The following is a 14,611-nucleotide window of genomic DNA, read 5'->3' as shown; positions in this document are numbered from 1 at the left end:
TTTTTTTGTAGATTTAATTAAGAATATAACTCTCTTACTCTTATTTCATTCAAAAATGATAATTACTAAATCCTTACCAATCAAAAACATACTAAAATGGTCTGGAGGCCATTTGGCTTGGTTAACTGTCTTCATGTCTGTTTTTGCTTATTTATACGCAAGAGAATATATCAGTCTTACCATACCTTGGTTACCCGTTTCAATTATTGGTACGGCAGTGGCATTCTATGTGGGTTTTAAAAATAATCAAGCCTATAATAGAATGTGGGAAGCCAGAAAAATTTGGGGTGGAATTATTAATGATAGTAGAACGTGGGGTATGTATGTAGATGGTTTTATCACAAACTTTTTTACAGACAATAAAGTTTCCGATGACGATATTAAAGCTATCAAGAAAAGATTAGTTTACAGACACTTAGGTTGGTTATATGCACATAGAAGTCAACTGCTTACCCCAACTCCTTGGGAGCACATTAGTCAGAAAGGACACATTGGTAGAACAGCTAAATATTATCAAGAAAACTTTGGAATTGGATTAGTTACAGATGAAGTAACCAAATCAGAATTAAAAAATTATCTACCCAAAGAAGAACACGATCGATTAATTGCTTATCAGAATACTGCTACTCAGATTATAAATGAACAGTCACGTGAACTTCATAAACTAAGAGAAAAGGGATTAATAGAAGATTTTCGACATATGGAAATGTCTCGTTTGCTAAGTAGTTTTTACACTCTTCAGGGGAAAAACGAAAGAATCAAAAAGTTTCCTTTACCACGTCAATACGCAAACATGAGCAGGTATTTTATTGGGATCTTTGTTCTCTTACTTCCCTTTAGTATGATGCCATCTTTAATGGGGTCTGGAGATTGGGGAATGATCATTTCTATTCCTATTACTGTTCTTTTGGGTTGGATGTATATCATGATGGAAATAGTAGGTGATTATTCTGAAAATCCATTTCAAGGTATGGCCAATGATATACCTATGTTATCGTTATGTCGAACCATAGAAATTGATTTGAAGGAAATGTTAAATGAAACCGATTTACCACCAGTCATACAACCAAGCAAAGGAATTCTTATGTAAGAAAAGCGACAATTTATGTGTTAAAATTACATGAATGGAATTGAATTTTATTAATATTTAGTATAATAATTTTAACTAATTTGTGAATGAATGATTATATGGTAAAATGTATGTAAATAACTGAAACCATGGCGAGTATATGGTGTTATGGTAGTGTGATTGTTAAAATATTTACATTATCAAATCAAAATCGTTATATAAGTCTTCTAAAAAAATTAACTTTGTAAAACTGTATTTATTTTTGATTACTTACACTAACGTTCCTAACAGATCTCGCTATTATGTTAAAAAACTACCTTACTAATAAGTTACTATTAGTATACTTAACTTTCTTAGTGTTACCTATTGCCTTTGCTCAGGATATATACTATTCAACTCCAACAACACAAGATGTAAATGGAGATTACTTAGTCCTTGAAACATCAAACTGGAATTCAGCTTCTGATGGTATGGGATCCCCACCTGCCTCCTTAAATGAATTAGAAAATAGTTATTTAATAATTCAGACAGGGCATGATTACACTTTGGCTACTTCTATTACAACTTCCTCAACTATTGAGTATATACATTCAATGGAAATAGGAGGTACATTAGAGATTAAAGACAACATCACTTTAAGTATAGCCAATGACTTTCTTTATTACGGTACTTTAAATGCCTCAACAACAGGTTCTACAGTGATTTTTACTTCTCAAAATGGAGGAGTGTCGGTCATTGAAGGTAGAAATTCTAATGGTTCCGGGAGAACAATACCTTTCAACCACCTTACTTTCAATAAAGCAGGTCAACAAGTCATCTTAAATGGGACTCCTTTAGATCTTGAAGGAGATTTCACAATCAATAACACCATCTTTTCACCTAAAAACGGAATTAATATAGCAGGAAACTTTACTATAGATAATTTAAGCACAGTACTATCTACATCCAACAGAGTGACAATGGATGGAGCAGGTAATCAAGTTTTACAAGTTCCAGTTGCTCCAGATATGATTACTGGTAATCAAAGAGCCCAATTTAATAACTTAGAATTCACAGGTGGTGGATCTAACTCTACATTAGGGGATTTATATGTTACCGGAGAGTTATTAGTAGGTCACGATGATAATGCAACAACACTACAAATTGGTAGTGGTAACCACCATTTTAGAAGTGTGAGATTAGATTATAATAACGCGACTGCTGCTACTGCAATTAATGCTTTAACATTCACTTCATCAACATATTACAGTAGAGATGGTAATTTGCATTCCTACAATTTAGATACTGATTTTCATACAAGTGCAATTCCTATCTTTTTAGGTACTGTGAATTTTGAACTAACAGAAGGTTCATTAAGCGTAGGATCTAATAATGGAAGAAAATATGAGTTCCAATTTATAGGAAGTATCAATATTGATAATAACAAAGGCTTAGTTTTAAATGAGTTTGCTAAGATCACTGGTGTAGCGGGTACTTTAAGTGCAACTGATGGTACTAGAATAACAGTAAGAGGTTCAGAAATTCCTCAATTTTCATCTTATGTACTCTCAACCAATAGTAATTTTATTTATGAAGGTACATCAGACTTAGATATTGTTTCTAATATTGATTATGGTAATCTTTCGTTAAGAAATGCATCCAACAAAAACTTTGATAACGATACAAAAATCAAAGGTAATTTAAATGTGATCTATGATGCGGTGCTAACTTCTGACAATAATGTAGAAATTACTGTCCAAGGAAATATAACAAACAGGAGAGATACAGATTCTGGTAATGCTGGGCAAATTAATGCTCCTAATGCGACTTTAATTCTTGAAAACATAGATCAAAATCAGACGATTACAAATGCCAAAGGAGATGTTCCATTTGTTTTTAATGAAATCCAATTCACTTCTAACGGAGCATTAACAGCAGAAAGAACTATAGAATTAGAGCATCCTTTAACTGCAAACACCATCACTTTTAATAACCCAAATGGTTCTGAGTCCAGCAGATTAAGAGTAGATTTTAATGATACTGATGTTGTTGTAAATACATCAATGACACAGACTGGGTATACTAGAATTAGAACTGCTGCAGCTACTCCCAATTACCTTATCGGTACTTTTGGTGATACACAGTCTGTAATTGATTTTTACAGTAACGGTTCTCAAACTATTCCAAATATTACATACGGTAACATTTGGTTCTCTGGTGGAGGTACTAAAGCATTAGCTGGTAATCTAACTGTAAACGGAGATTTTATTAAAGTTAGTAATAATCCTAATCTACAGACGAACGGTTATCAAATTGATTTGAAAGGTGATTGGTTTTATGACAACAGAAGTTTCGGATCAGGGATGGATAACAGTACTGTACTTTTCACAGGTACAGAAAAACAAGAAATTAAAGATGCTATCTTTTATAATCTAGAATTTAGAGGGACTGGAGACGTTGATATCTCCAGAGAAGTTAGAATAAACAATAACATCTTACTAGAAGGAGGAGTTTCAGGTACTCCAATGATGGTGAATGCCTTTGCTAATTTAAGATTATACGGTAATTGGACAGAAAATAACGAAACGTCTCAATTTGTTCCGAACATAGGAACTGTTTATTTTGAATCATCAGCAGCAAATCAAACAGTTACTCAATCTAGCTTATCTGCCTTTAATAACGTACAAATTTCGAATACTGGTTACAAAGTTATTTTCAATAGTAAAGTGAAAATTAATAATCAACTGAGATTAAATTCAGGTAAAGGTAACCTAGATATTGAAGATGATTTAACTCTTTTAGGTGATTTTAGAAACGCTGGTTCAAGTAACGATTTCACTCAGAATAATAATGCATTAGTTTTATTTGCAGGAACAAATTCACAAAGAATAGAAGTTGATAATACTTCGAAAGCAGTATTCCAAGGTGTACGTTTTTCTGGTGAAGGTGTAAAAACATTTGATGGTGCTTCCACTTATACTTTCGAACAAGATTTTGATATTCAAGGAGCAACAGTAAATGGAGAAAATAGAACATTAAATGTTAAAGGAAACTGGATTAACAACAGTGGTTCTTTCCGTAGTACTGGTAGAGTGATATTTAATGGTACTACACAAACTATTGATGCAACAGCCTTTAATAACGTAGATATTGATGGATCAGAAGTTACTTTGAATGGTAACATTTCATTGACGAATGATTTTGAAATGTTGAACAGTTCGATCTTGCATGCCAATGGATTTACAATGTTACTTTCAGGTGATTGGGATGGTTTAGACGGTACTTTTAATCACGATAATGGTAATTTAATTTTTGTTGGTAGTGGAAAATCATTCAGAGAAGACGATCAATTATATAATTTAACTATTGGCTTGGATGGTACAAGTACTTTCTCATTTCAAGGTGGTGTGGCTGATTATTATGTTTTAAATAATTGGTTACAAACTGGAGGTAGAGCTGATGTGAATGGAGGAAATCTTCATATTGGTGGTGATTTAAAGATGGGTGATGGAGACATGTACGAGGTCAACACTCTTTACCTTGAAGCACAAGATAATAGTAAAGATTATGTATTCGAAATGGGTAAGCAATACAATAATTCTACCTTACCTACGAGAAACAATAATACCGATATCATTTTTAATCCAGTGGCCGGAACGCGTTATTTAATGGGTTCTGATCTAAGAATGGAAGGATCTACTGGTCATCTTACCCTCTCTTCAGGTACTTTATTTATGGAGGGTAAAACTATTGAAATGACAAATGGCAACAAGCAAATATTTGTTCAAAATGGAGCGGAACTATTAGTAAATTCAGGAGCAACACTTTCATTACCAAATAACAATTCAGGCGCTTTAGTGGTAGAATCAGGTGGTAATTTGAGAATAGAAGGTGACCCCAACAATTTTGCTTTAGTAGAAGGTTACAATGGTAATTCTTATAACATAGAGATCAATGGTACGTTATCAGCTATCAATTACAAGATTACAGATATCAATGGTGATGGTTTAGAATTTAAATCAGGTTCATCATTAAACGGAACAAACAACTTATCTAATGGTTTATTTATAAATAATTCAGGTACAGCATCTATTACAGTAAGATCGGGTGCATTATTACCTGCTACTACTATCGAAAATGTTTCGTTTGGTACTGGACCAACTTATGCGGTGGTCAACGAAGATGCTAGCATGGGTGTCCTAACTTTCAATAATGCTAAGGGTTCAAATAGAGCGGTTGAATTGGATCCAACGGATAGAGTGGAATGGAATAACGATCCAAGTATATCATGGACAGGTGATGTTAGTACGGATTGGTTTACAATAGGTAACTGGAGTTCTGGAGCTGTACCAACAGAAACCGATAATGTATTTATCCCAAGTGGCCGACCTAATAACCCACTCGTAAGTGGAGCTACCGCTTCTGCTTTAAAAGTAGAAGTAGATGGTGGAGCAACCCTAACATTGGATGATAAAATTGAAATATTTAACGGAGTATTTATCTATTCAGGGGCTACAATAGAAGGAGGCAATGCAGACTCTATTGTAGTTCATGGTGATTGGGTAAATGAGGGTACTTTCACACATAATAATTCGATTTTAAGAATTACATCGGAAGATGCAAAAGTGTATTCATTTGTACCTGGAACCGATCAATACAACGAAGTTATTGTTGATTCAAGAGAAGGAACAATTCTACAATCTGATAATACTTTGAATGTGAATGATTTCTTTATACAATCTGGTATTTATGATGTATCTGATAGCGATATCAAAGTATATGATCGATGGAGACAGCCAACGGGTATTTTTGAGTTTAGAACATCAACAGTTACTAGTGTAGATGCAACTGTAGATGGTGGTGATTTCTATTCTTTATCAGTTGATAATACAATGATATTAGATGGAAATATTACCGTCAATAAAAATATCAAATTGAATAACTCAGGTGCAACTGTTACAGGTAATGACCATTTGATCTACCTTTTGGGTAATTTCGATAATAGTAATGGCGGTACTTTTACTCAATCAGGAACAATAATTTTAAATGGTGGTTCCCAAAACATATATGGTGATGCCACTTTAGGTAATATTATTATTCAAGGTACAGGTAACAAAGTTTTTAATGATTTATCTGATGTTACGGTTGTTGATATTACTGTTTTAAATGGTATTGGTGGTGTGTACATTAATGAAAATGCTACTTTAAACGGTACAGGTTCATTTACGCAAACAGGCGGTACGGTCGAGGTAAGGGGTGCAGATAATTACCCTAAAGGATTTAGCCAATACAGAATCACAGATGGTACATTTACTTATCGACCAACTTCTGATATTGTTCAAAATATAGGAGAAATTACTTACCACAATCTTAATATACACGATACTGAGAAACAATTAATTGGAGATATTGAAGTGACAGGAGATATCTATTTTGATAATGATAGTGATCCCGCTTCGCTTGTAGTAAATAATTATGAAATTGCTCTTCATGGTAATCTAAGAACTCAAAATACAACTGATGTATTAACGGTTAATTGGGGAACAGGTACCTTAAGACATTATGGTGGTTCATGGAATATAACTCCAGTATTGCAAAATGTACATCACCTCATTCTAGAAGGAGAAGGGAACAAGTATTTCCTAAATAACATGTCGATAACTGGCGATCTTACTGTTAGAGGTAATGCAGTCGGACGTCAAGGTAGGAACGGTGATCCTTCTATAATTACAGGTACTGCTTCTGGTACATTCCAAATTGCCGATGGAAATACTTTTTATGTATACGGAGAAGATACAAATGTATTATTACCTCAAAATTTCGGGACCTATTCTTTCCATAAAAATTCAACTTTTAGACTACAGTCAGCTTCTGATGCAACCACAACAATATCTACAGTACCTACTTACGGTAACTTATATATTGAAACAAGTGGGGCAACATTAGTACAGAATTCTGGGACTTTACAAGTAGAAGGTAACTTTGATGATCGTGTAAGAGGTGGTTACGCATTAAATGATCAATCTACTGATATTGAAATTGCTGGTAATGTTTATGTAACCACTTATCTTGCTCCAACAAACACGATTACTTTTAATGGTAATATCGTTGGAGAGGAACAATTGATAAATACGCCATCTTCTATGATGTATAATGAGTTACAATTAAGTGGTCAGGAAGAAAAAAGGTTTGTGTATAATTCTTACACAGTATTAGGTGATATTCAGGTGGATGCTGATGCTAAAATGTACATCAATAAGTCTTTCACTTTTGAAGGTAGTCAATGGACAACAACTTCAGGTGGTGAGATCAATTCAACAAATGATTTGATTGTTAAAAATACATCTGCTGTTACACAAACATTAAACTTTGGAGATAATCATACCATTAGACGTTTATATTTTGAAGAACAAAGTTCAAAAGACATTGTACATGCACTTAATGTCGATAACACTTTAAGTGTTGATGCTACTTCTGGAAATGTTGACTTTACTGATAAAATACATAATATAGGCGCCTCACAAATAATATTAGATGGCCCTTATGATGCTTCTGCTTCCACATTCATTCTTGATGGTGGGGGACAAACAATTCCTGCCGGCTTTGTAGTCAAAGAGCTTCAAATGATGAATTCGGGATCAAAAGTTTTTGCAGGTGATTTGACTGTTGGTAATTTTATTGGTAAAGATAATGTGAACGTCAATGCGAGTGAAGATGCTATAATTACCATCAAAGGGAATTTTGATTTAGAAGAAGCAAGATACAATCGTTCAACTGCCATAGTAAAATTCGACGGAGAAGTAAATGGAGCCACTTATACATTCAAAAATAAAGGTACTAGAAAACTATATAAAGTGGAATTCAATGCCTCTGCTGGTAATGTGAATTATCAATTAGACACCGATTTATATACTTCTAAAGGTTTAACGGTAAATTCTTCAGCTACTGTAGATGTAAACGGGATGGTTTTAAATGTTGGAGAAAGAACGGATGCTGATGACTTAGATAATATTGAATTCGTAGATATTTACGGTACTATAGATATTTCGAATGGTGGTGATCTTGAGGTAAATGCAAGAGATACAAAAGCTGATGGCACAATTAATCCAACTTTAACCGTTTATTCAGGCGGTACTTTAAAAGTTGTAGGACAAGTTGGTCAATTATCTAGAGTAAGTACAGTAGATAGAGGTTCAGACGATCACCGATTGATAGTCGATATTCAAGATGGAGCAACAATTCATGCTAAATTCTATGAATTCAAATCAATTGATCATACAGGTGTTCAAGTTTCTAAAAATGCTACAGTAGACAATACTAATAACTTTTCTGAAGGGGTATTTACAGGAATGTCAACCAATAACTCTCTTCCTAGGAGAGTCTATTTAGATGTTGATGCAGCGATATCGACGGATATCACAAGTGTTACTTTTGATTACTCTGCGACACCAAATGTAAATAATAATCTTTATAATGTATCAAGAGCAGCCGATGCTGGTAGTGCCATTAATTTCTCAGGTTCAACAGGAATTGCAGGTTCTATCAAAGGTGAAGAATATGAAGAAGATTTTGACCAAGATGCAGGAGGAGCAGGACTTATCAATTGGCCTGTGAATAATGAATATGTTTGGGAAGGCGATGTTTCCAATGATTGGTTTGATGGTGATAACTGGTCAAGTGGTTTCGTACCTGTGTTGGGAGTTAACAATGCTGTGATCAATTCTAAAACATCCACAAATACATTCTATCCAAGAATTACAGGTTCATCAACTGCTGAAGCTAAAGATCTAATCATAAGAGGAGGTCAGTTAACTTTAGATAGCGATATAACAGACGCATTAAATCTTTCGGGTGATCTTACGCTAGAAAGCGGAATGATTACTGTAACGAATTCAGAAAGAATAGCTGTTGGTGAAAATCATTCGGTATCTAATTCTGGTACATTCAATCCTGGTACAGGTACAGTCGATTTAGTAAAATCAAATGGTACTGTAGTATTAGATCAAAATAATTCTAATTTCCATAATTTAATTATCAGTGGAGCAGCGTCAGTATCATTACAAAGTCGTTTAGTAATTGATGGTGATTTCAGTATCACTTCAACAGGCGGAATTAAACTTCCTGAGGGACATAGAGTCACTTTTAAAGGAGATGTAATTATTGCAGAAAATGCTCTATTTGATGTTTCATATGGAGGTGATATTTATTTAAATGGTACCACTGCTCAGACTTTAACTAGGGCTAAATTTGGAAGAACCCATTTTGATGGTTTTGAATATATTATCACTGACTCTTTAGTGATTAATAGTACAGCATTTTTAAACCAAGGTACAATTAAACAATCTGTCGCAGGTGTACAATATATCTTCTATGGAGATGTTTATTCAGAAAATGATGACTTTGCATTTTATCTTAATGATGGAGGTGGAGAAGTAATTGTAGATGGAAATCGTTGGTATGGATATGGTACAACGAATAACATTCAAAATTCAACCACAGGTTCTGCTGATTTCATATTTAATCGAACTGGTAATATTAATTTCTATGGTGATCATTGCTATTTTGATAACTTAGTTCTTAAAGCTGATGGAGGTTATTTAAATACAGATATCACCGTATTGGGCGATTTAGATTTGACTCAAACTTCAATGTTTACACGAACTTATCAAATTACTGGAACAAACAACGGTAATTTAAATCTTGGAGATAATGTTCGTTTAGATATTGCAGGAGCAGACAATTTCCCTACAGGTTTCAACACATATAATCTTGATGAAAATAGTATCACTTCTTATACTGGATATGTAAATCAGACCATTAGAACAATTGAAGACAGTAAGCCAATTTTCTATGGTAACATCTATACATCAAGAAATACAACAAAGACATTAGATAATAATCTAATTGCTAAAGGATATGTAAGATTGAATGAATCAACATTAGATGCAAATGAAAAAAATATCAATGTAGGAGGAGATTTCTTATACAATAATTCTGCAGCTCATTTTGTTTCTGATAATTCAGTGATCACATTTAATGGGGATACAGATCAAACAATGTCGTTATTCCCTACAAACGATAATAGTTTCTTTAGTATAGTAGTAGATAAATCAAATGGTACGCAAGTAAACGTATCTAATTCTGATATTACTATCGAAAATGACTTATTGGTTCAAGAAGGTAATTTCCAAATGATCGACCGAACAGCGACAATCAACCGAAATATGTTGGTGAATAATGGTTTGATACTAGAAAGAGGAAATTACTACATGAATGCTACAGGTACAGGCGCAATTATTAGAACGAATGGATCTATGTTTAGAGGACTTGTTGTAGAAGGACAATCTTCAACAATATTTACTTTAGACGATAATTTGAATATCTCTAGTAATTACGATTTAAACCTAATTCGTGGTAAGTTTATTTCAAATACGGGAGAAATTACAATTGGAAATAACGGTCATTTTAATATTGGTGTAAATGCCTCTTATGATATGTTTGCTGATGCAAAATTATATATGAATAATAATGCAGTAGTTAATGTACTAGGTGATATAAAAATACTTGGATCAAGTGATTTGCCAGCAATTATTACTGCCGCAGACGAAAATGATTATTATTATTTTACTGTTGATGGAAATATCGAAATTCAACACTACAGTATTAGTGGTTTAGGCTTACCTGGAATTGTGATCAGAGAGAATGCTATTATTGACCCGAACGATTTAGGTTATAATTTCTCTGATGGTACTTTCTCTAATAACTATCGTGGTGGTGTTGCTTTAAAAATCGAAAATGATCAAGATTTTATTGCTACTGAAAACTTAGGTGTATATACAGGTGGTGCCATAGAAAATGTCAATTTCATACAATCTGTCTCTAATGGTACGGCCAACGTTTCGAAACAAATTGCCACCTCAGGTCAAGTGGACTTCTATAATGCTAGAGGTGCTTTATCAGGTGAAAATTATGATAGAGATCCATATAATTTGATTAATTGGGTAAATCCAACTGAATTTGTATGGACAGGAGCTGAAGACACAAATTGGTTTAATGTAAATAATTGGTCACCATCAGATCAAGGGTTACCGACAAGTTCAGATGATGTGAGAATTCCTCCTGTTACTCGTCAGCCAGTAATTTCAGATACACAAATAGCGTATGCAAACAACTTAATTATTGAAACAGCCGCTATTGTTAGAATTTCTTCTTCTGATGGAGATGTGGATTTACAAATTGAAGAGTCTTTAGATTTATCTGGTCAATTAGATTTAGGTTCTACAGATGGTCAAGTAGGAATTAAGAAAAACTGGAGTACTAATGTTACAGGTTCTTTGAAGAATCAAGGTGGTGAAATCATCGCTAATGGAGATGGTGCTCAATTCATCGATAATGCGGGTATTGATTTTGGTAAGTTGACAATTGCTGTCACTTCTTCTACATCACTCCAACTTAATGGTGAAGAAAAAATCACAGGAGACCTACAAGTTGATGCATCCGCTTCATTAGAATTAATAGGTGATAACGAAATATTAGATATCGCTGGGAATATTTCTGTATTAGGCGAGATGAATACAAATAATAATTCATTAGTCTTAATCGAAGATGGAGTAGATGGAAATACAAAAACTATCGATATTTCGAATACTTCTACAATCCAAAAGTTACAAGTGAATTCAACAGATATGAACGATACGCTTGAATTATCTTCTAATCTAAGAATTGAGGAAAATTTAGCGGTAACATCTGGAACGCTTGATTTAAAAACTTCTGAATTAACTTTTGGAACACAACCAAATGCTCAAATAGAAATTAATGGAGGTCACTTATTTATTGATGATACAAGATTATTAATGGGTGATCAATCTAAGTTAGTAATGAGCACAGGTACGTTGACCTTACAGAATAATGCTATTGTAACAAGGTCAAATCCTGCTAGTGGTGGCTACGGCTTTGAATTAAATGGAGGTCAATTGAATTCTTCTAACGCCACTTTTGAGTATATGGGAGCAGAAGGTATTGTGTATGATGGAGTACAGATTAATCCAGTGAACCTCGATGTGGATATTGAAGGAGTTCCTACGAATTTTGATGTGTTGATGCCGTTTACTGTGTATCAATATGGAGCAACTTCAGGAAGATATGTCCACTTTAAAAATTACACTACATCTGGAACTCCAACAGTTGGAAATAAATTACTTGATTATAAATTCTACCATAACTTCTTCCTAAGAGGTGCACAGTATAACGCTTTAAACGAAACTGCCTCTACTGTTTATTTTGTAGACGCCAAAGGTTTATTAAAAGGAGATAACTTCGAAGAAGGTGGTGACATTGTATGGGAAGATACCAAAAATGTATATGTGTGGATCGGTAGTGCAACAGAAGATTTACCGGGTAGTGGACATGCAGCATGGAACAATAAAGATCATTGGGGTTACTTTAATGGCACACCAACGCCAGATCCTGCAAATGAATTCCCAGGTGAATTAGCTGATCATGATGATAATGCTATCGTTATTGTAGGACAACCTCAGCCTGGTTTCTTACCTCCGGTACTGAGATCATCCCATCCAACAATTAAAATATTCTCTTTAGATGTTCTACCTCAAGCAGGTTTTGTTATCATTGGTGATAATACTTCAGATGATTTGGATATTTTGAACCCTGTTGAATCAGATTACGAATTAATTATTTCTGAAGAGTTCAATATTGTATCAGATATGTCTGGGTTTGGCTACGTTGATTTCCAAAATTCATTAGTGGGTATTCAAGGTAAAATTAATAATGATGGTATTTTCTATCCTAATACTTCAATTATGGTATTAGAAACACCGACTGGTAATATCAACCTAACAGCTGGAGAGAATTATCATAGTTTATATATCAAAGGACAGAATACATCAGTGGTTAATTTAGATGGAGATATAAATGTTCAAGGTAATTTCGAAATGGACAATGGTACATTAAATATTGGAGGAAATACATTTAATGTAGGTGGTGATTTCGAATTGATGGCTGGAGTGACAGTACAATATGAAGACGATTTCATTTTGAACTTAAATGGCTCAGATCAGAATATCACTTTGAACAATCAAACAATTAATCACTTATATTTTGATGGAACTGGCAATAAAACCTTCCAAAGCAATATTCAAATAGCAGGAGATTTACAGATTCTAGGTCAGTTTGTCTCATTAAACGACAATGGTTATAATTTAAATATTGGAGGTAGATGGTTTAATGAATATGCAAATGGAAACTTCACATCAACTGGTCAAACTACTTTTGATGGATCTTCACCACAGTATATCAATACATTTAATGGAGAGGAAGTATTCAATCATTTAATCATAAATAATAGTAATGGATTAACTTCTCAAGTTGATTTACAGATTAAATCAAATCTTACTTTAACAAGTGGTTTAATAGTGGTTCCTCACATGATTTTACAGGATGCAGTGGGTAATATCACCTCTGACGCTTCTTCATATGTTGTAGGTAAAGTAACTAAACAGAACTTGAGTACAGCATTTGGTAGTTATTATGTATTCCCTGTAGGTTCTACAACAACATGGGCTAGATTAGGATTGAATAACGTTGATGATGATCCGACAGATTATTATGTTGAGTTTAAGGATGTCGATCCAAATGCTCAAGTAGTGGTAAATGATGGATCAGAGGATAAGACAATGGCTATATCTTCTTATGTATGGGATGTTCATAGAGTAGATAATGGTGGTTCATATGGCGGTATAACAATTGAAATGTATTTTGAAGATCTATCAGCATTAACTTTAGAAAACGAAGACTTTAGAACAATTGTACATCATGATGAATCTGTTAATCCATCAGTTTGGGAATTGATCACTTCAACTTGGTCAACTGTAGGAGCTGGCGGACGATTACTTTCGACAATACCTGCAGAGATCAACAGTTTCTCTGATTTTGGAGCAACATTAGAAGAGTATGTAGATCCTAGTCCTGATTTACCAGTAGAACTTATCTCGTTTACAGGAGATATTAATAATGATGAGGTAACATTAAAATGGTCTACAGCCACCGAAGTAAATGCATCTCATTATGAAATTGAGAGATCAGTAGATGGTAGAAACTATGAAAAGATAGGTGAAGTAAATGCTGCTGGAAATAGCAATACGCTTCAAAATTATACCTTTATCGATGTATTAACTTCTTCTAAAGGATACTATAGATTGAAGCAAGTAGATTTTGATGATGAATTCACTTACTACGGACCTGTAATTATTATTCATCCAAATGTTTCATCAGAAATCGACTTGTCTCTAGAAGCATATCCTAACCCAGTAGATGATGAAGATACTCAATTATTTATCTTAGGACTGGAATTAGGAGAGTCATATGTTGCTCAGATATACAGTATAACGGGTCAATTAATGCATGAAATTTCTGATGATGATGATAAAATCACTATTCCAACAACAGATTGGAAAACAGGAATGTATATGTTGAAAGTTCGAACATCAACGGGAAAAACAGCTTATTTAAAATTAATCAGACAATAAAAAATAAACGAGAATATAA

The 14,611-nt window shown here is 33.7% G+C and carries 2 protein-coding genes; both read left to right on the top strand.

Annotated features, from left to right (window positions below; genetic code table 11):
* The first annotated feature begins 55 nt into the window (after positions 1-55).
* Positions 56-1,090, top strand: coding sequence for a bestrophin family protein (locus tag KMW28_RS26305; RefSeq protein WP_169663873.1), 1,035 nt, complete (start codon positions 56-58; stop codon positions 1,088-1,090).
* Between the two features lie 281 nt (positions 1,091-1,371).
* A complete protein-coding gene (locus tag KMW28_RS26300; protein WP_169663872.1) occupies positions 1,372-14,592 on the top strand; it encodes a T9SS type A sorting domain-containing protein in 13,221 nt (4,406 codons plus the stop codon).
* The last annotated feature ends 19 nt before the right edge of the window (positions 14,593-14,611 follow it).

It is taken from the genome of Flammeovirga yaeyamensis (assembly GCF_018736045.1).
GTDB classification, from domain to species: domain Bacteria; phylum Bacteroidota; class Bacteroidia; order Cytophagales; family Flammeovirgaceae; genus Flammeovirga; species Flammeovirga yaeyamensis.
This window is presented reverse-complemented; position numbering and strand designations above follow the sequence as displayed.

What these genes read in the sequence shown, in the direction of transcription:
- KMW28_RS26305 (WP_169663873.1), top strand. Translation starts at nt 56, where the DNA reads ATGATAATTACTAAATCCTTACCAATCAAAAACATACTAAAATGGTCT.
- KMW28_RS26300 (WP_169663872.1), top strand. Translation starts at nt 1,372, where the DNA reads ATGTTAAAAAACTACCTTACTAATAAGTTACTATTAGTATACTTAACT.